Origin of the sequence: Flavobacterium sp. 3HN19-14, from assembly GCF_051373205.1 — a bacterium.
In the GTDB taxonomy this organism is placed as follows: domain Bacteria; phylum Bacteroidota; class Bacteroidia; order Flavobacteriales; family Flavobacteriaceae; genus Flavobacterium.
This window is the reverse complement of record NZ_JBPPZT010000001.1, coordinates 1,361,909-1,381,284: the sequence shown is the minus strand read 5'-3', so window position 1 is coordinate 1,381,284 and position 19,376 is coordinate 1,361,909. Positions and strand designations below refer to the sequence as shown.

Below are 19,376 nucleotides of genomic sequence, written 5' to 3'. Positions count from 1 at the left end.
ATTTAAATTATTGCATTTTTTACAGCAGGCCTTCATCGGCAAAACTGAAATAAGCCGTTTCTGTGACAATAACGTGGTCAAGGTTTTCTCCGGCAGCTTTGAGCTTTCGCGTGATTTGTCTGTCAGCGTCGCTGGCTGTCAAGGCGCCTGAAGGATGATTGTGCGATAAAATGATGCTTGTTGCCCCTATTTCGAGTGCCGTTTTATACACCAAACGAACATCAACCAAAGTTCCGGTTATCCCCCCTTTGCTGAGCTGTGCTTTTGAAATTACTTTATTGGAATTGTTTAAGTAAATGACCCAAAATTCTTCGTGGGGCAATTCGCCAATAACAGGCTGCATGATTTCAAAAATCGATTGGCTTGAATTGATTTTCGTTAATTCAACTGTTTCATGTTGTCGGCGCCGACGGCCTAATTCCAATGCTGCCATGATTGTAATGGCTTTTGCAGCTCCGATTCCTTTAAAATTTGTCAATTGCCTGAGCGAAAGTTTTCCGAGCGCATTGAGGTTATTGTCAACACTGAAAAGGATTCTTTGGCTTAACGCTACAGCGCTTTCGTTGCGGTTTCCCGAGCCGATAAGTATTGCAGTGAGTTCGGCATCGCTAAGGGCGCTTTTGCCTTTGAGGATTAATTTCTCGCGTGGTCTTTCGTCTTCAGACCAATAGCGGATTGAAAATGGTGAATTGTCTTCCATTTGGCGGATATTTTAGTGAATGGCTTGTAAATTTTGATAGAAAATACGATAAACTTTCGCTATGCGTTTCAATATCAAACACTAAAGTAATAAAAACAATTTGCATGCTCTTCATTTTTCTCGGATTTTATACAATTGAAACAGAAAAGAGATTTGAAGATCAATTGTCGGATGCCGCTATCAGTATCACAAATGATGAAGTCGATTATGATGCGAGTTATTTTACGATAAAATATCCGAATGGCGATATTCCGGAAAACAAAGGTGTTTGCACTGACGTTGTCATTCGTTCGTATAGAAAATTTACCACACATCGGGATTGTCACCAACAGAAAATCTGCAGATGGCAAAAGGTTTTTGCTCGTTCATAATGTTGATCGCGGACAAGTCTTGGAAGATTGCTTATTCTCTTACATCATCAAAGGCATTTTCAGTAAGGAAAATAATTATGGATTGATGAGTTGCTTGATTTCGTCAAAATTCAATCCGCCATAATTTCCTGAACTCATTAAAAGCAAGGCGATGCCTTCAGTATCATATTTCAGATGGAAAAGGTATTCCTTAAAGGCAGCAGGATTGGTATAGATAATTAAATCTTCACGGTTAAACGCCTTACCAATCTGCTCGGCAGTAACTTCTTCCAACTGCTTTATTTTAACTGCGTCAGGAGAATAGAATACAACTGCGACATCTGCAGCATCAAGAGCGCCTTGATATTCCTTTAAAAAATCAGGATTGAGACTACTGTATGTATGCAATTCGAGACAGGCAATAAGTTTTCTGTCAGGATATTGTTCTTTTACTGCTTTTGTGGTTGCCGCTACTTTGCTTGGCGAATGTGCGAAATCTTTGTAGGCAACATTGGTTTTATTTTCGGCGATTTTTTCAAGCCTTTTGGAAGCGCCTTTGAAGCTTGCTATGGCTTCGTAGAATTGGGCTTCATCGATTCCCATATTCTGGCAAATCCATTTTGCGCCGGCGAGATTATTGAGGTTATGTGCACCGAAGACCTCAATTGGCATATCACCTTCCGGCGTATTCAATAATGTAACGCCATCTTTTACGGAATATTCCGGCGTATGGTAGGGCAATTTTCTGATTGGATTGGTGGCGGCTTCGGCAATTCGTTTTACTTCCGGATCATCTTCGTTGTAAACCAAAATCCCGCCGTTAGTAATTAATTTGATAAAAGTTTCGAATTGCTCTACATAATTTTCATACGTTGGAAAAACATTGATATGATCCCAGGCAATTCCGGAAATCAATGCAATATTCGGCTGGTACAAATGAAATTTCGGACGCCTGTCGATTGGGGAAGAAAGGTATTCATCGCCTTCTAAAACAATAAAGTCATTTTCTTCGGTAAGATGCACCATCGTATCAAAGCCCTCGAGCTGCGCACCAACCATATAATCGACATCGGCATTGTGATAATGCATGACGTGAAGTATCATAGAAGTTATGGTTGTTTTTCCGTGCGAACCACCAATGACGACGCGTGTTTTATTTTTGGATTGCTCGTAAAGGAATTCTGGATAAGAATAAATTTTCAGGCCTAATTCTTTGGCTTTTACCAACTCGGGATTATCCGCTTTCGCGTGCATCCCAAGAATTACAGCTTCAATATCTGCAGAGATTCTTTCAGGAAACCAACCCATTTCGGCAGGCATCAAGCCTTTTTTTTCGAGTCTTGTTTTAGAAGGTTCGAATATGGCGTCATCGCTTCCTGTAATTTTATATCCTTTATTGTGAAGTGCCAAAGCGAGGTTGTGCATGGCACTTCCTCCGATGGCAATGAAATGTGTGCGCATTTGATTTTATTTTGTTCGAATTTAATCTTTTAATAGTTGCTTGTCAAGCTTTAACGGAAAAAGTAAAATTAAAAAAGCTTCCTTTTCAAGAAGCTTTTTTATAATGATGTTTGTCGGTCAGGCATTTTGCTTAATTCCTTACAAACTTTTTACTGATTTTTTCTGAACCATTATCCATGTTGAGCATATAAACACCTGCTGGTAATTGAGATACATCTACTGAGAAGGTTTTGTTGTTGACATTGTATGATGTGATGTTTTGGCTCGAAAGAATTCTTCCCTGAACATCAACAACATTTACATGCCAGTTATAAGAAGCATCAGAAACTGTAACATTTAAAGTAGATGATGCAGGGTTTGGCCAAAGGCCTAATACTACAGATTCGACTTTATCAACTCCCAACAATAAATTAGTACCTGACAAAATTAATGAATAAGCCTGATGCCGTTTGTTAATGTTCCTTTGTGGCTAACCGTTACTGTATAAGTACCAATTTCAGCTTCGTCGATTTCAACTTTTTCAAGGTTATCAACACTATTATTTCCTTTTATGGCGCCATCTGCAAGGTTTGAAAGGTCATTTTTCCATGGGAAATAGGTTTCATCATTGCGCGTGATTTTTAAATCAAGGTCATTAACAAGCGCAGGCGATGTACTATTGAGAACCCCTGCTTTAGAAGTCCCTTTTGGATCTAACCAACAAAGTGTTGCTTTTATAGGTGTTGTTCCGGTTGACGAAAATGTAAAGCTATACTCTGCTCCATTTGCAAGCGTCGATTCCAAAATGACTGCTTGATTCGAATTAGCTTGTGTAATTACATTTGCTGCGGCCAGTGCATCAACCAATCCGTAACCAAATTTTGAATCAGGGCCTGGAATAGCGCTGTCATCAAACGCAGTATGACATACCAAAGCTTTCAATGTTGAAGACCTCATGTAGTTAGGATGTGAATTCCTGTAATGTTGTTGTAATAAAAGAAGTGTTCCTGCAACATTTGGCGAAGCCATTGACGTGCCTGTCAAACTCATATATTCACCGTTGCCTGTGTTCCAGCTGGAAAAAAGATTTGTACCATCACCAGCAACATCTGGTTTAATCCTACCGTCATCAGATGGCCCTGGCTGCTTGAAGGATTAATAACAAGGGCAGTAAGATTACCTGTAACTGGGTGTACCGTTGGATCAGCGTTGGCTATAACCAAATTGTTTTTAGAATTTTTCTCACCTGTTAGTTTATCAAATCCTGTCAGAGACCGCCTGAGTAAGACTCATTCCCTTCATTACCGGCTGAGCATACCATCAGGTAATATGGATTGTTGTAATGCACAGCGTCCCAATCACGTGCGTCATCATTATAACAACCCGGAGACCAATTCGGCAACTGCATTTCACCATTGGAGAATATAGGTACACCATAAGAGTGATTAGACAATAAAAGTCCGTTTGTGCTGGCTTCAGACGTAACTTCAACAATATCGTCTGTCCAATCATACGATCTGAGGCTCGCTTTTGGGGACATGCCTTTAGCAGAAGCGTTCGCTCCCTTAGCGCAAATTGTGCCGGCAACGTGTGTTGCATGGCCATCTGCATCCGGAGTTGCAACAGGTGCGTCAGGGCAAGTCACCTTGGGAGTTCCTGAATTGTTGAATTCATTATGGTTGCGTAAAACCCAGCCGCCATCCCACATAGCCATGCTCATGCCATCTCCGTCAAGAGAAAGTCCAGCAGAAGCACCTGAATAAAGACGGTTTGTTTTTAGTGCTTTAGCTGCACTTGCGTTGTCAGTAGATACATATACGGGTTTACCTTCTATAATATCAACGATCTGAAATTTTGCACCTTCAGAAAAGAAAATTTCTTTATATGATGGATTTGATGATATAAAATTGTTGATTTTATTACGTCGCAAAACCTCCTTCTGAATCAATTCATTTTTCAGAGTTTGGATTTTAGGCTGATCATAACTATCGGTAATTTTTTTAATATCAGTTAAGCTTTGAGCACTAACCGATACGCTTACCAATAAAAGAAATAATAATTGTTTAAGCATAACTAAAAGAGTTGAAAAATTTAGAGCGTAAAGATATATTTATTTTAATTTAATTGAATGATTTTAACACATATAATGTACTTACGGCAAAAGGATTAAGCAAGTTTTAAACTGCAGTTGTTTGTATTATGACTAAATATATCTATAAACAAAAAAAGCTGTCAGATTTCTCATGACAGCTTTTATTCTTAAAAAATTATGGATATTTAAGGAAGGCTGAATTCAGCTGTATCACTACTTCCAAAAGTACCACCATTTCCTACTACCGTTTGAGTACCGTCAGCAGCAACTTTAGATATTTTATAGAATCCTTGTGTGGTATTGTCATACATACCATCACCAGCACTATCATAAATTACAAAAGTATAAGCTCCATCTGCCAAACAAACTTTTCTGATTTCTCCAGAACCAGCTTCATCATCGTATGGACATTCCGTTTGCAACGATGTTCAAATCCTGATCATACAATTCCCATGTAGTTTCAGAACCATAACTGTCTGTAGAGATTTCTATTAAAACCTTATTCAATGTACAAAGTTCACTTGCTTTAATCACAAATTGAGTACTTGCAGCACCATCCAAAACGTTAAGTGCTCCAATATCAGAAACAACAGCCATATTTGTATCGGCCTGTATTGCTAATCCAATATGGATTTCTTTTCCAGAAGTACCTAAATCAATCGCAGTTATTGCAACTTGAAAGCTCCCTTCGCGACTACCTGCCGGAATAGTAACAGTTGTAGGTACAGTATAATTCTCAGCATCAATAGTTGTAGTAGTTTCATCTACAATAAGTGTGAATGTACGATCCGAAGTAGAAGTATTAGATGCATAAACTTTACCCTCTACAGTTGAACTTGTACCTGCAGCAATTTCCACGTTTGCAAACGCTTGTAAGCCTACAAAGTTAGTTAATGGTGAATCTTTAGAATTATCTTCTTCACAACTCACAAATATCGCAAGAAAAAGCGACAGCGCCAAAAGGCAATATATTTTTGACAATTTCATATTATATCGAATTAAGATTAGTTTTGACTTGTAATGTATGGGTTATTAACCAATTCAAATTGCGGAATCTTAAATGATAGACGCTCATCATTATAAGGAACTGCTACACCAGCCTGAAATAAATGGTTATCTCCTCTGGTAATAGTAGCATGGTTACGTTTCATAGCCAGATAGCTTTTTCCTTCACCCCAAAATTCAATTCTGGTTTGGTGATAAATTTCGTCAATTAACGCTTGCCCTGATAACGGATTAACAAGAGCGTTGGCAGCAGTAGCTCCAGAAGTGTAACGATTCGTCAACACCTCAATCAATCTTGCTTTTGCAGCCGCATCGTCTCCTAATTTAGCAGAAGCTTCAGCATTTAGCATGTACATTTCATCTACACGCATATAAATATAATCCGCAGAAATAAATCTTTGGCCACCCGCAACACGGTTAGCGTCAAAAAACTTATTGACCGGCATGTATCCGGTAGCACCGGTGAATTGAGTTCTTCTGACGTCGCCAGCAGGAATACTAAGACGTAAAGCAGAATCAATAGATTTTTTATCACCTGCCCATGCATAACTGTAAGTAAACTGATCCATCTGACCCCACCATGAGATTAGGTTGATACCAAGAGCAGGAGTCAAATCATAACCCCACATCCATGAAGGGGTTGCAACGTTATTAAATCCGGCAGTTGAAGCACCGGCAGTTTGTCCTGCAGTAGTTAAAGGGTATTCACCTGTATTTATGATTTCATCTGTAATAGTTTTAACCTTAGCATAATCGCCCATTGCAGCATAAGTATAGGCTAAAAGTCCTTGAGCAACTGATTTATTAACCTCATTCTTTTTGGTTCTTTCGAAACCATCCAAGAGACTAATTGCATCAGTCAAATCTTTGGTAATCTGAGCGTAAACATCCGCAGTTGTACTCTTAGGCTGAGCCGGATCCGTTGCGTCAGTGTAGATTGGCAAAATTTCACTAGTTGGGTTATACTCTTTCGCATATAACTGAGCCAGATAGAAGTAAGCATAAGCTCTCAAAGCTTTAGCCTGTCCCATTAAGTAACGATTTTGCTCAAGTTCAGGCACAGCATCATTACCTCCTAAAGGAGCAATAGCTAAATTACAGGATTTGATTATCCCATAATAATAAGTCCATGCAACTTTGTTTTCAATTCTTGTAAAATCTGTAGTTACCTGGTAATTGACAAAATTTCTATACCAGTTATACGAATTGGCAGTTAGTGCCATATCACCACTTAGCATATCAGTCCAAATATCTACTCCCTTTTGACCGAAATCATTATGGTTTGTAGTACCTCCTGACCCATCTACAATCATTTGGGTATAGATACCATTTACGGTACCTGCAATAATAAGCGGATTGTTTTCCGCAGCTTCTCCTAATTGGTCTGTTGACAGCAATTCGGTTGTAGAAACTGGATCCAGGAAATCATCACTACATCCTGAAAGAATGAGTGAGAATGCAACCATTGAATAAATTAATTTTCTTTTCATGTTATTTTTTTTTAAAAATCTAGATGTACACCCAATGTGAATGTAGAAAGCGGAGAATAACGATATGTATTAGAGTTACCGCTTTCAGATGTTGAAGGATTTAAACCTTGTCTTTTACTGAAGAACAATAAGTTGTCTCCAGACAAATAAATATTAAATTTCGTGATATGTAAACTATCGTAAAAACGACTAGGAATTGTATAACCCAATCTAACATTATTTAAACCAAGGTAATCAGCCTTAGTCAGGAATCTTGTAGATGTACTACTGTTATTTGCCTCATTTCCATTTGAAAGTCTTGGCACATTAGTAATGTCACCAGGCTGTTGCCATCTGTTTCTAATGTCTTTATGCCAGTTGTTTGAACCTACTTGGTCATTATCCATTAATCCTGCATAAGTATTGTCATAAACATAACCTCCAATACTATAAGCAAATTGTGCCGTAAGGTCAAAATTCATATAGGCAGTATTAAGGCGGAAAGCACCTCTAACTTTAGGGATACCAGATTTTCCAACGAATCTGTTTGTAGCGTCAGAATAAACAGTAGTAGTAGTTTTTTGGATATTTGCATCAGGATTATTTGCCTGGAAAATAGGCATATCATCGATTTGAACATCGCCAGAATCTAATACACCATTATCATTAACATCATCATAATATTCATTCCATAAAGCAACACCCGTTGCAGGATCCACTCCAGCCCATTCTCTCATGTAAAAATCATAAATTGAATGTCCTTTCGCATAAGTACCGTCCAATGGCTTCTCTTTACCATCGACACCTAAAGGCATTCTTTTGATTTCATTTTTCAATACCTCTCCATTAACACCTAATGACAACGAGAATCCTTCAGGCTGTTTTGGCTCTATAATGCTGGGCCTGCACATCAAATTCTATACCGCTGTTTTCCAAACGTCCAGCATTTTCGTATGTAAATGCAGAACCAGTAGATGTCGGAAGCGCACGTGCAAACAATAGATTATCAGTATATTTGATATAGTAATCTAATGTAACATCAAAGCGTTTAAAGAAAGTTGACTCTAAACCAAACTGAGTAACTTTAGAAGTTTCCCAAGTAAGATTAGGATTCGCTTTTTCATCATCAGCGGTAAATGAATATTCATCTGTCTGGCCGATATTGAATTTTTGACTATTATTTAAAAGTCGGGTACCTTGATCTCCTATGATTCCATAACTAGCTTTAATTTTAAGGAAATCAACAAAACCAGCAGACTCCATGAATGACTCTTTTGAAATAATCCAAGAAGCTCCTACAGAACCAAAAGTTCCCCATTTATCATTTTGGAATCTTGACGTTCCATCACGTCTTCCTGAAGCAGAAAGGAAATATTTTTTATTGTAATCGTAACTAACCTGACCAAAATAACTTTCAGTTGCAACAATCCTTGAGAAAGAGCTTGCCTTACCAGCTGCAGTGGTATACTGGTCTAAGTCATATGTGTTGTAAAGAATTGCATTCTGCTTTGATGCACTAAATTCATTATAACTATTTTGAGTTGACTCATGCGCCACAAATGCTTCCAAACTATGGTTACCAAATTTATTAGTATAACGAAGCAACTGAAGTAAATTTTCATTAATTATACGTGAACGTGTTTTAGACAAAGAACCGAAAGTCTGAGCCGAACCTCCATAGAAAGGATTATTACGGAAATTCACATCAGCATCTTGATATTGAACACCATAACGAGTTTCAAAAGTCAATCCTTTATATAAATTCACTTCTGCAGAAAATGTTCCATTGAAATCGTGCTGATAAGTTCGGTTACTATCGTAAGTAGCATCAGCCACAGAGTTTGTAAGACCTGCAAATCCACGAGAACCAGAAGTTCCGTCACCATAATCAAACTGATATCCTCCGAAGTATGGATCAGCAATTTTATCCCCATTAACATCTCTAAGGAATAATGGATAGATCGAAGGAATGTTATCAGCAAACCAGAAAATACTTCCACTGTCTGCAGACTGCCCGTTCGTTGTATATCTCGACCCGGTATATCCTATATTAGACGACATTTTCAACCAATCTTTAGGCTTGTGTGTCAAACTTAACCTTGTAGAATAACGACGGTAGTTAGAATTGATGATATAACCTTCGTCATCGAGATAACCAAAGCTAGTTGCATAGGTAGTTTTATCACTTCCTCCGCTAAACTGAACGTTGGCTTCCTGACGATAAGATGTCTGGAACGCATAATCTGCCCAATCTTCAGGACTATATTTTCTTGTAACACCAGCACGTACCTTACCCGTTGCAGGATCGATAATCTGAGAAACATCATCAGTGTTATAGAAATTATAACCCGGGCTAATTCCGCTTCCCCCAAATAAATTTGCATTTGCATACCCAACTGGGTCAGAATCGCCAGTTGCAAGAGCCTTGCCATACACAGAACTCCAGGCAGTCTCAATATATTCATCAGGAGATTTTATTACATCATAAGTAGGGATGAGTCTCGAGTTCATACTCGTTTTAAAGTCAACTGATATTGTAGTAGCAGTATTAATTTTCCCTGATTTTGTTGTAATCAATATAACGCCATTCGCACCTCTGGAACCATAAATCGCAGTTGCAGTCGCGTCTTTAAGAATAGTCATCGATTCAATATCATTTGCATTGATTGCAGACAGGTCTCCACCATATGGAGCACCGTCCAATACATACAAAGGGGCACGATTTCCATTGATAGAACCAAAACCACGAATACGAATCGTAGCATCAGTACCCTGGCTGACCCGAAGTCTGAATAACATTCACACCCGCAACCTCACCTTTCAAAGCATTGGTTACGTTTGAGAAAGTTTTTGCCTGTACGTTTGCGGTGCTAATTTTCGCAGCCGTTCCCACATAGGCTTCTTTTGTCGTTTTACCGTAACCTACAACAACAACATCTGCCAAGATAGTCGCGTCGTCTTTCAGTTTGGCGTTGATAACGTTACTGGCACCTACTTTTTGACTAAATGTTGCCATTCCTACTAAGGAAAACTCAAGCGTTTGACCTGTTGAAGCCTGGATAGAGTATTTACCATCTATCCCAGCAGCGGTCGCCACTTTTGTTTCTTTAACGGTGATTGTTGCACTAGGCAACGGATCGCCTTTTTCATCGGTTACAATACCGGTAATCGTTTTTTGAGCAAACGAAGACTGCAGCACTAAAGCGAGCAGCAGTGTAAAAATCCATTTGAACTTAAATCTCATATCTTTAATTTGAATTAGTTATTCCGCAAACTTCTTAATAATTTCTTAATTAAACAAATAATTGTAATTAATATTGAAAAATTAACTTTTGAAAACTGCCATAATAACTTTACAATAATTATGTATTTTAATTATATGATGAAGTATTTTTAAAAAGGTTGCTTTAAAGTTGAATTTTTTTTAAAATTCTATAATTTAGCCATTTGCCGTCCGTCAGATTTTTTTTCGTAAAAAAGTTATTGTTGTGTTAACAGATTTTTCGCATCCGCATTTTACACAAAATAAACTTTACGCATCTTTGCATTTTAATTAATGTAATGCTGCTTTCTAATTTTTCTGCCCTTGTTCTTGAATCCGGCACCGACGAAGCCGGTCGTGGCTGTCTGGCTGGCCCGGTTACAGCTGCTGCGGTAATTCTTCCGCATGATTTCAGGCATGAATTATTGAATGATTCAAAGCAGCTTACCGAGAAAACCCGAACAGAACTGCTGGGCCATAATCGAAAGAGAAGCACTTACATTCGCCGTTACCCACCTCGAACCTTTAGTAATCGATGAGATTAACATCCTGAATGCTTCAATAAGGGCGATGCAGGAATGTGTTTTAAAATTAAATCCGTGTTCCGGAATTTTTAATTGTCGACGGCAACCGGTTCAAGCCAATGACTAATATTCCGCACAGCTGCATTATTAAAGGTGATGAAAAATACCTGAGCATCGCCGCTGCTTCCATTCTCGCGAAAACCTACCGCGATGAATATATGGAGAAAATCCACGAAGAATTTCCACAATATAACTGGAAGAAAAACAAAGGCTATCCGACGAAAGAACACCGCGAGGCCATCCGTGAGCACGGCAGCACCAAATACCACCGCATGTCTTTCAGGCTTCTGCCGAGGAACAATTGTCAATGGAATTTGAGGAAGACCTTAGTTTCCTGGAATTCGGCTTCAAATATTGCCGTAAAATGTTTGAGGATTTTCTGTTTCACTTCTTCGATATCAATTGTTGATACGCCAAGCTCAACATTTAAGGAGGTTACCGCTTTCCCGCGGATTCCACACGGAATGATATTATCAAAATAACCCAAATCAGCATTAACGTTAAGTGCAAATCCGTGCATGGTCACCCAACGCGAAGCCCGCACACCCATGGCGCAAATTTTCCTTGCGAATGGCGTTCCTACATCAAGCCACACACCAGTTTCACCATCGCTTCTTGTGCCTTTCAGTCCGTATTCAGCCAAGACATTGATGATGACTTCTTCAAGAAAACGAAGGTATTTGTGGATGTCTGTGAAAAAATTCTCCAAATCCAGGATCGGATAACCCACAATCTGCCCTGGCCCAGTGATAGGTAATATCGCCGCCACGATTAATCTTATAAAAAGTAGCGCCTTTCGCCTCAAGCTGCTTTTCCGACAAAAGCAAATTATCCAAATCACCGCTTTTTCCCAAAGTATAAACATGCGGATGCTCAACAAACAAAAGGTAATTCGGCGTTTGCAATTCCAGTTCCTCCCTCCTGTTCCTGATTTTCAGATCGAGGATATCCTTAAATAAAGTTTCCTGATAGTCCCATGTATCTTTGTAATCTTTCAGGCCGAGGTCTTGCAGTTGGATGGATTTGTTCAAAACTCGAAGTTTAAAGCTTAAAGTTCGTATGCGAAAAGAACCTTAAACAAATTCCCCACAAAGATACGAAACTTTGCACCTTTACAACTAATCCCTATCTTTGCACCCTTAAAAACACGTTTATGCAACTTTCGGAACAAGAAATCATCAGAAGAGAAAAACTTGACGCCCTGCGCCATCTCGGAATCAACCCTTATCCTGCCAATCTCGTAGAAGTAACACACACTTCAAAGGCAATCAAGGAAAATTTTGAAGAAGGCAGGAAAGTCAAGCTTTCCGGACGAATCATGAGCGTGCGCGACCAGGGAAAAGCCTGTTTGCAGAGTTACAGGACAGCGAAGGACGAATTCAACTTTATCTGAACCGCGATGTAATCTGTCCCGAAGAAGACAAAACCAAATACAACCAAGTCTTTAAAAAACTGACTGACTTAGGCGATTTTATCAGCATTACAGGCGAATTGTTCACTACAAAAGTAGGTGCGCAATGCGTTCGCGTAGACGAATTCGAAATCATCAGCAAAACCCTACGCCCGCTTCCATTGCCGAAAACCGACGAAGAAGGCAATGTGCACGATGCCTTTACCGATGCCGAATTGCGTTACCGTATGCGCTACGTCGATTTGGTCGTAAACCCGCATGTGAAAGAAGTCTTCGTAAAAAGGACAAAATTATTCGCTGCCATGCGCGAATTCTTCAATTCGTATGGTTATATGGAAGTCGAAACGCCGATTTTACAGCCGATTCCCGGCGGTGCGGCCGCGCGTCCGTTCATCACGCACCACAATTCACTCGATATACCTTTATATATGCGTATCGCGAATGAGTTGTACCTGAAAAGATTGATCGTCGGTGGGTTCGAAGGCGTATACGAATTCTCCAAAAACTTCCGCAACGAAGGCATGCGACCGGTACGCACAACCCTGAATTCACCGCAATGGAGATATACGTAGCCTACAAAGACTACAACTGGATGATGGATTTTACCGAAAGAATGCTCGAGCATTGCGCCATCGCCGTCAACGGTACTTCCGAAGCGACTTTTGGCGAGCACAAAGTCAATTTCAAAGCGCCGTATGCAAGGGTGACAATGACCGATGCCATCAAACAATTCACCGGTTTTGACATTTCAGGCAAATCTGAACAGGAATTATTCGACGCGGCAAGAAGCATGAACATCGATGTCGATGCTACGATGGGCAAAGGAAAACTTATCGACGAGATTTTCGGCGCCAAATGCGAAGGCAATTTCATACAGCCAACCTTCATCACCGATTATCCGAAAGAAATGAGCCCGCTTTGCAAACAGCACCGCGACAATCCTGAGTTGACGGAACGTTTCGAATTAATGGTCTGCGGAAAAGAAGTCGCCAACGCCTATTCAGAGTTAAACGACCGAATCGACCAGCGCGAACGTTTCGAGCACCAATTGCTATTGTCTGAAAAAGGCGACGACGAGGCGACGCAGTTTATCGACGAGGATTTCCTTCGTGCGCTCGAATACGGAATGCCGCCAACATCTGGCCTGGGCATCGGAATCGGACCGTCTGATCATGTTCCTGACCAACAACGCCTCAATCCAGGAAGTTTTGTTCTTCCCGCAAATGCGTTCGGAGAAAAAGCAAATACAAATCGAGCTGACCGAAGAGGAAAAGTTAGTCGTTGCCATTTTAAAAACCAATGAAAGCACAATGGAATTGGGATTACTTAAAGTAAAATCAGAACTCAGCGGCAAAAAATGGGACGCCGCGATGAAAGGATTGTCAAAACACAGTCTGGTAAAAGTGGCGGTTGACGGCGATTTGAAAACCGTAACGCTTACACAATAATCTATCTTATTATACCATACAACCAAACCTGTATATTTGTACAGGTTTTTTTATTGCAACAATGAAACGCAACTACCGAAATTTACGCCTTGATATTATTGCCATCATTTTCGTCCTGGAGGCACATTCATTATGTATACTGCATTTCGCGATAAGGCAAATTCAAGTGAACATGCTTTCATGCACGACATTGTTCTGGGAGCCGGCTGCATCTTATTTTTCGGAGGCGGTCGCTTGGTAACGAGAATGCTCACCGCTACAGATGAATCTGTTGTAAAAATTGACGAAAGCCATTATCCAATCATCATCAAAGGTGATTTCAGGAAAAACCTGTTGTTCCTTCTTGGTTCACTAATATTTACACTCGCCGGACTTGTCTTTATATTTTTCCCGAAGAATTCAGGCGTGGAAGTGACGTTTTCAAAATCACCATTGGCATTATCTGCGTATTGTTTTTCGGCGCCATCCTGATTGCTTCAGCAAGCGAATTGCTATTGGGCCGAAACGTACTGAAAATCGATGATAAAAGAATCCATTACACCGTTCCATTCGGAAAATTTACATTTGAATGGAAAGACATCGAAGCATTTTCAGAACGCAACGTAATGAACAACCCCTTCATTGTGGTGCACCTGAAAAATGAGGAAGCCTATCTGCGTAATGTTAGCGGCATCCCGGGTTTCTTTGCCAAAGCGAATGCCAGAAATTTCGGAACGCCGTTTACCATCACTTCCAAAAATTTTAAAATCAGCCACACGCAACTGCTTGATCTTTTAAAGGACAAACTCTCTGAGCACCTGCAAAATGATGGGTCATTAAAATATAAGGAACTCCGCTAAGAGTTCCTTATATTATTTTACCCGAAACCTTCCTCCGCTGCGGAGCTGACCATCGGGTAATACCCGAAACCTTCCTCCAATATGGCGGAGCCCATCTGGTGCCGCCCTGGCACTTCCTCCAATTCGGAGCTTGCCATTGGGTAGCACCCGAAAGCTTCCTCCATATTGGAGGACGTTTTCGGGTAACTATAAACTATAATTCACATTGACGCTCCAGCGGTAATTCGCCTCGACATTGCCGCCTGTTAGATTCTGGTTGATGGGAAGCATGAGGTTCATACCTGCCGAAAATTTTCCATGCCCCGCTTCCAGTCCAATTTTCCCGAAAAGTATATCGCCCGATGTGTTTGGCAATCGCTGCCCGTGCTGGTAATTGGACGCATACACCTCGCCTGCCGCACCTAATTGCGGAACGAAAGTATATTTTCCCTTTTCAACCACATAGAACAAAGTCGACGCATAATTGAACTGGTTGCCGAACTGGTACTCCTTTTTATTTTCGGTTTTGAAAACATAATTCAGCATCGAATTTAATCCCCAGTTCCTGCGGTTGATCACATATTCCGTCGCCAGAAGATAATCCCAGCTTCCGGTGCCGATCTGAAAACTCGGGTTCACCGTGCCTTCAGCCGACGAAGTGCTGTATTTCCCCGTCGGCGATTTGATGCCGCCGCCAATTTGCACCGTATGCCGATATGCCGTCGTGTCTTTATGATTTGTACGGTATAGCGTGTACATTCCCAAAAGCGTGATATCGCCAAGACCATTGATTTTCTGTTCGCCATCCGAAAGCTCACGATTGTGAAAATGATACGGAAGCAAAACCGTCAATTGTATTTTCTTGGAAACCGGAATGCGCGCCCATATCTGAACCGTATTGAAGTTTTCATCAATCCATGGGGAATTGGCGAAAATCCCGTCGCGGCTTGAATAACTTTGGTAGAAATAACGCACACCGACGAAATTCTCGTTGATCATCGAGCTGAAACCCATTCCGCCACCGCTTGCCGAACAACCACAGGCATCGCAATCAAACAGCATCTTCGCAAACGGATTGACGAGACTGTCTTTTTCGACGGCATTTGCGAATTGCGCCACTAATAGCAAGAGCAATAGTTTTCTCATCTTAATCATTGTGAACGTGTGCCACTGTGAAAACGCCGTCGAGATTTTGCGTTACCAATCCGACATTCGCTGCGCCGGTGATGTTGGCAATATTTCCGGTAACATTGCCGGCAAGGCTGATTTTATTGGTGCCATCGATAAGTTTCGATACGTCGGCAATGATGTGGATTTCGGGTGCGATGTTGGTTCGCACCAAAGCTTTTGTCGGCAGATTCAGTGTAATTTCTTTATAATTGTAATTTGCTGCGGTTTTCCCCGTAAGGATATGATAGGGCGTCGCTTCGGGATAATTGGATGCTGTGAAAGTGCCGTCGAAGCTCAAAAAGCCATAACCGTCATTCCACGAAGGCAACAATCCGGCGGTTGCGGCTTGTGCGGCAAAATCTGCCTGCGCGGCTTGCCCGAGATTGTATTGCGCTTCGTCAACGCCGATCCCGAATTTCACTTTCGTGTAATTGGCAGCAGGAACATCGTCAAGGTCGAGCACGAGTGAATTTTCATCCGATTCATCGACGATAAAATAACTTTCGTTCTTCGGATACGTAAAAGTCGTGCCGTCTTCTGCCGTCAGTACAATATTGCTGACGATATATTTCACCTGGCTTATTTTCAGGATTTCGTTGTTGGAAGTCGCGGTGTTTGCTGCGTTCAATATAAGGTCATTGCCACCAAAAGCATTGTCGAATTCGATGCCAAGCGTTCCGGTTCCGGTAATAGTTTCATTGTCGTCGTTGCCGCTGCAGGAATTCAACAGCAAGCCCATGGCCAGGATGGCCGTAATTTTTGTATGTAATTTCATTTTGATTTGTGTATGGATAAATAATTGGCGTGCGCAAAATGTCATCCGGGAACTGCGGACGATTTGCTTTAAATCTAATTTGGATTTATGCCATGCACGTCGGCGGACGACCGGAAGTTTTGTCGTTTAAATAATAATATAAATCAACGGCATAAAAAACACGTTGGCTATTTATAATATTATAAAGCCTGAATGTAAATTCCGGCAACGGTAAAAAGAAGAGGATTTCTGAATCGGAATGTGATGTTTTTTTATCAGAAGAAACGGGCGTTTCCTTTTCGGCGGCTTTGGCAAGTTCCTTCATCAGGTGGCATTTTCCGTTGCAATGCAGCTGTGGTTTTTCCTTGTTGACGCAGAGGACTTTTGAGATATAATCATAATTCGCCGCATATTCAATCACCGGAATGATCGGCTTCAGCAATAAAGTAAGGCAGGTTATGATTATGATTTTTTTCATCAGTCCAAATTTACAAAATAAAATCGGCGGCGCGGTTGTTAAACTTATTCTAAAAAACCAGGTAGGGTTAAACCATTTTTAGCGGTTATTGTCTTATCACTATAACTTTTAAATTATAGATGATGAAAAAATTGATTGCAGCAGCATTACTGATTGTCGGAATGACGGCATTTGCGCAGGAAGTGACCAAAGTGACCGCGAAAAGGAGACAGGGCAGAAATGGCAAAGTTCACTCCGGAACAACGAAATGAACTGCGCCTCAAAACGCTGACGCTGAAACTCGACCTGAATGCTTCACAGCAGAAGGAAATGGGAAAAATTGTTGCCGAAATGGATGCCAAACGCGAAGCCATGAAAGCAGAAAGAGAAGCGAATAAAGACAAAAAGCTGACTTCGGATGAAGTATTCGCCCGAAAAAACAAAATGCTGGATGAAAAGATTGCGATGAAGGAGCGCCTCAAAAAAATCCTGAATGCCGGGCAGCTCGAAAAATTCGAGAAAATGATGCAGCACAGGCAAAAGAAAATGCACGGCGGCAAACCGCATCACAGAAAGTAAAAGAATAGTTAGAAAATTAAAATAATTTGTGATTGTTATCTAAAATAATTAGATTTGACGTAATTAAAAACCATTAATTCTTATATAAAATGAAAAATTTAATCATAGCATTGTCATTATTTTTCGCTTTAGGTGCAAATGCTCAGGCAAAAAAAGCAAAAGCAACTGCAGCTCCTGCTAAAGCAATTCCTGCAACCGTGGCTCCGAAACTCACCGGCGAAGCAGCAGCAAAGAAAAATATTCAGGATTTGGCAGCTTTTGTAACACTGACACCTGAAAAACAGGCAAGCCTGACTGAACTTTTCGTTACCAAACAAAGAATGATGACTGAAGCAGGTGCTTCGGCAGAAAGAAAAGAAGTAGTCTCTGAAATCATCGGACGTAAATTAGAAGCAACGCTTGATGGCGAAACTTTTGCGAAAGTAAAAGCAAATACTACGCTTTATCAGAGTCTTATCAGACAATAAAGATAAAATCCAAATAAAAAGTCCCGCTACAACGGGACTTTTTTTATGCTATAAAGTTTTGGAAACTTTATCTATGGCGTTGATTGTAAAATCTAAATCTTCATAAGTGAGCGCATCTGTGATGAACCATGTTTCGTAAGCTGATGGTGCAATATAGACGCCTTCTGCCAGCAATCCGTGGAAGAATTTGCGGAAAGTTTCGTTATCACCTTTTGCTGCAGACTTAAAATCAGTCACAGGATTTTCATCAAAATGCACCGAAATCATTGAACCGACGCGGTTTATTGTATATACGATATTATTATTTTTTAAAACTTTATGGATTCCTGCTTCCAGATAAGCTGTTTTTCTTCGAGCCGCTTGAAAATTGCTTCATCTTCATTCAGGGCTTTTAACATCGCCAATCCAGCTGCCATTGCAAGTGGATTTCCTGATAAAGTCCCAGCCTGATAAACCTGCCCTAAAGGCGCCAATTGGTTCATGATTTCGGCACGCGCTGCGAAAGCACCAACCGGAAGTCCGCCGCCAATCACTTTTCCGAAGCAAACGATATCTGCTTTGATATTGAATAATTCCTGAACACCGCCTCTTGCCAGGCGGAAACCTGTCATGACTTCATCGAAAATCAATAGAATATCATTCTCTGAACATAATTTTCTTAATCCTTCTAAAAACCCATCTTTTGGCGGAATGCAGCCCATATTTCCCGGAACCGGCTCTACGATTATCGCGGCGATTTCATTTTTATTGGCGTCGATTAACGTGCGTACATTTTCCAAATCATTGTAAGCTGCAAGTAGTGTATCTTTTGCTGTTCCCGCCGTAACACCCGGACTGTTGGGCGATCCGAAAGTTACCGCTCCGCTTCCTGCCTGAATCAAAAATGAATCGGAGTGCCCGTGATAGCAACCGGCGAATTTTATGATTTTGTCTTTCTTTGTAAATCCTCTCGCGAGACGGATTGCACTCATACAAGCCTCTGTACCCGAATTCACAAACCTGATTTTATCAATTCCCGGAACCATGCTGACTGCCAAAGTGGCGATTTGTGTTTCTAATTCTGTTGGCATTCCGAACGAAGTACCGAGTTTGGCCTTTTCAATTACCGCGTCAACGACAGGCTGATAAGCGTGCCCGAGTACCATCGGCCCCATGAATTGATATAATCGATGAGCCTGTTACCGTCTTCGTCATATAAATAAGCACCTTTGGCGCTTTTGGCGAAAATTGGCGTTCCTCCTACTGCACGAAATGCGCGAACCGGCGAATTGACGCCGCCCGGAATTACTTTTTCTGCTTCAACAAAAAGTTGACTGCTTCTTTGGTATAACATTTTTTGGGTTTAAGATATTAGGTTCTATGGTTCTGGG

The 19,376-nt window shown here is 40.8% G+C and carries 20 protein-coding genes and 5 pseudogenes; 9 read left to right on the top strand and 16 right to left on the bottom strand.

Translation table 11 applies throughout. The features are described 5' to 3' along the window. Positions 1-19 precede the first annotated feature (19 nt). The gene (gene radC / locus ACSLFW_RS07250; RefSeq protein WP_436555222.1) at positions 20-700 is read right to left on the bottom strand and encodes a RadC family protein; all 681 of its coding nucleotides are present in this window, start codon (positions 698-700) and stop codon (positions 20-22) included. A 104-nt stretch (positions 701-804) separates the two neighbouring features. Here radC and ACSLFW_RS07245 point away from each other — a divergent pair, with 104 nt between their 5' ends. Beyond that, positions 805-1,071, top strand: a complete 267-nt coding sequence (locus ACSLFW_RS07245; RefSeq protein WP_436555221.1) for a DUF1287 domain-containing protein — start codon at positions 805-807, stop codon at positions 1,069-1,071. Beyond that, complete coding sequence (locus ACSLFW_RS07240; RefSeq protein ID WP_436555220.1) at positions 965-1,195, top strand: DUF1287 domain-containing protein; 231 nt, start codon at positions 965-967, stop codon at positions 1,193-1,195. Before ACSLFW_RS07245 ends, ACSLFW_RS07240 begins: the two co-directional genes overlap by 107 nt. Here the strand turns inward: ACSLFW_RS07240 and ACSLFW_RS07235 are convergent. The 10 genes and pseudogenes from ACSLFW_RS07235 to ACSLFW_RS07190 form a co-directional block, all read right to left on the bottom strand. Beyond that, positions 1,147-2,511 (bottom strand): UDP-N-acetylmuramate--L-alanine ligase, encoded by a 1,365-nt coding sequence (locus ACSLFW_RS07235; RefSeq protein ID WP_436555219.1) that lies wholly within the window; start codon positions 2,509-2,511, stop codon positions 1,147-1,149. The genes ACSLFW_RS07240 and ACSLFW_RS07235 overlap by 49 nt on opposite strands. A 130-nt stretch (positions 2,512-2,641) precedes the next feature. Then, entirely contained in the window at positions 2,642-2,935 is a 294-nt protein-coding gene (locus tag ACSLFW_RS07230) for a T9SS type A sorting domain-containing protein (protein ID WP_436555218.1), read from the bottom strand. Between the two features lie 2 nt (positions 2,936-2,937). Then, a pseudogene (locus ACSLFW_RS07225) lies at positions 2,938-3,630 on the bottom strand (S8 family serine peptidase); the annotation flags it as partial. A gap of 127 nt (positions 3,631-3,757) precedes the next feature. After that, positions 3,758-4,438 carry a S8 family serine peptidase gene (locus tag ACSLFW_RS07220; protein ID WP_436555217.1) on the bottom strand — a complete coding sequence of 227 codons (681 nt, stop codon included), beginning with the start codon at positions 4,436-4,438 and terminating at the stop codon, positions 3,758-3,760. A 329-nt stretch (positions 4,439-4,767) separates the two neighbouring features. Next, positions 4,768-4,944: a hypothetical protein gene (locus ACSLFW_RS07215; protein ID WP_436555216.1), complete on the bottom strand. Its 177-nt coding sequence runs from the start codon at positions 4,942-4,944 to the stop codon at positions 4,768-4,770. Positions 4,945-4,978: 34 nt separating this feature from the next. Beyond that, entirely contained in the window at positions 4,979-5,542 is a 564-nt protein-coding gene (locus tag ACSLFW_RS07210; RefSeq protein WP_436555215.1) for a hypothetical protein, read from the bottom strand. 44 nt (positions 5,543-5,586) lie between these two features. Further along, the gene (locus ACSLFW_RS07205; protein ID WP_436555214.1) at positions 5,587-7,077 is read right to left on the bottom strand and encodes a RagB/SusD family nutrient uptake outer membrane protein; all 1,491 of its coding nucleotides are present in this window, start codon (positions 7,075-7,077) and stop codon (positions 5,587-5,589) included. Between the two features lie 11 nt (positions 7,078-7,088). Beyond that, positions 7,089-7,919 carry a hypothetical protein gene (locus ACSLFW_RS07200; RefSeq protein WP_436555213.1) on the bottom strand — a complete coding sequence of 277 codons (831 nt, stop codon included), beginning with the start codon at positions 7,917-7,919 and terminating at the stop codon, positions 7,089-7,091. A gap of 10 nt (positions 7,920-7,929) precedes the next feature. After that, the gene (locus ACSLFW_RS07195; protein WP_436555212.1) at positions 7,930-9,855 is read right to left on the bottom strand and encodes a SusC/RagA family TonB-linked outer membrane protein; all 1,926 of its coding nucleotides are present in this window, start codon (positions 9,853-9,855) and stop codon (positions 7,930-7,932) included. After that, positions 9,821-10,300 (bottom strand): carboxypeptidase-like regulatory domain-containing protein, encoded by a 480-nt coding sequence (locus ACSLFW_RS07190; protein WP_436555211.1) that lies wholly within the window; start codon positions 10,298-10,300, stop codon positions 9,821-9,823. The genes ACSLFW_RS07195 and ACSLFW_RS07190 overlap by 35 nt, the downstream gene beginning before the upstream one ends. A 317-nt stretch (positions 10,301-10,617) precedes the next feature. On the opposite strand from ACSLFW_RS07190, the pseudogene ACSLFW_RS07185 reads away from it, so the two are divergent. Beyond that, positions 10,618-11,311, top strand: a pseudogene (locus ACSLFW_RS07185) (ribonuclease HII). On the opposite strand, the pseudogene lipB reads toward ACSLFW_RS07185, so the two are convergent. Further along, positions 11,207-11,933: pseudogene (gene lipB, locus ACSLFW_RS07180) on the bottom strand (lipoyl(octanoyl) transferase LipB). The pseudogenes ACSLFW_RS07185 and lipB sit on opposite strands and share 105 nt — an antisense overlap. A 122-nt stretch (positions 11,934-12,055) precedes the next feature. Here lipB and lysS point away from each other — a divergent pair. From lysS to ACSLFW_RS07165, 3 genes and pseudogenes are all read left to right on the top strand, one after another. Further along, positions 12,056-13,761, top strand: a pseudogene (lysS, locus tag ACSLFW_RS07175) (lysine--tRNA ligase). Positions 13,762-13,893: 132 nt separating this feature from the next. Further along, complete coding sequence (locus ACSLFW_RS07170; protein ID WP_436555210.1) at positions 13,894-14,232, top strand: hypothetical protein; 339 nt, start codon at positions 13,894-13,896, stop codon at positions 14,230-14,232. Further along, a complete protein-coding gene (locus ACSLFW_RS07165) occupies positions 14,118-14,600 on the top strand; it encodes an STM3941 family protein (RefSeq protein ID WP_436557392.1) in 483 nt (160 codons plus the stop codon). Before ACSLFW_RS07170 ends, ACSLFW_RS07165 begins: the two co-directional genes overlap by 115 nt. Before the next feature lie 186 nt (positions 14,601-14,786). Here the strand turns inward: ACSLFW_RS07165 and ACSLFW_RS07160 are convergent, their stop codons facing one another. The 3 genes from ACSLFW_RS07160 to ACSLFW_RS07150 form a co-directional block, all read right to left on the bottom strand. Continuing rightward, a complete protein-coding gene (locus ACSLFW_RS07160) occupies positions 14,787-15,725 on the bottom strand; it encodes a transporter (protein WP_436555209.1) in 939 nt (312 codons plus the stop codon). A 1-nt stretch (position 15,726) separates the two neighbouring features. Further along, complete coding sequence (locus ACSLFW_RS07155) at positions 15,727-16,524, bottom strand: MbnP family protein (protein ID WP_436555208.1); 798 nt, start codon at positions 16,522-16,524, stop codon at positions 15,727-15,729. Positions 16,525-16,609: 85 nt separating this feature from the next. After that, positions 16,610-16,981 carry a hypothetical protein gene (locus ACSLFW_RS07150; RefSeq protein WP_436555207.1) on the bottom strand — a complete coding sequence of 124 codons (372 nt, stop codon included), beginning with the start codon at positions 16,979-16,981 and terminating at the stop codon, positions 16,610-16,612. 119 nt (positions 16,982-17,100) lie between these two features. Here ACSLFW_RS07150 and ACSLFW_RS07145 point away from each other — a divergent pair, with 119 nt between their 5' ends. From ACSLFW_RS07145 to ACSLFW_RS07135, 3 genes are all read left to right on the top strand, one after another. Next, on the top strand, positions 17,101-17,232 hold the full coding sequence (locus tag ACSLFW_RS07145) for a hypothetical protein (RefSeq protein ID WP_436555206.1): 132 nt from the start codon (positions 17,101-17,103) through the stop codon (positions 17,230-17,232). Further along, positions 17,201-17,539, top strand: coding sequence for a hypothetical protein (locus ACSLFW_RS07140; protein ID WP_436555205.1), 339 nt, complete (start codon positions 17,201-17,203; stop codon positions 17,537-17,539). The genes ACSLFW_RS07145 and ACSLFW_RS07140 overlap by 32 nt, the downstream gene beginning before the upstream one ends. 89 nt (positions 17,540-17,628) lie before the next feature. Then, complete coding sequence (locus ACSLFW_RS07135; protein ID WP_436555204.1) at positions 17,629-18,006, top strand: hypothetical protein; 378 nt, start codon at positions 17,629-17,631, stop codon at positions 18,004-18,006. Between the two features lie 48 nt (positions 18,007-18,054). On the opposite strand, the pseudogene hemL reads toward ACSLFW_RS07135, so the two are convergent. After that, a pseudogene (gene hemL / locus ACSLFW_RS07130) lies at positions 18,055-19,339 on the bottom strand (glutamate-1-semialdehyde 2,1-aminomutase). Positions 19,340-19,376: the final 37 nt, after the last annotated feature.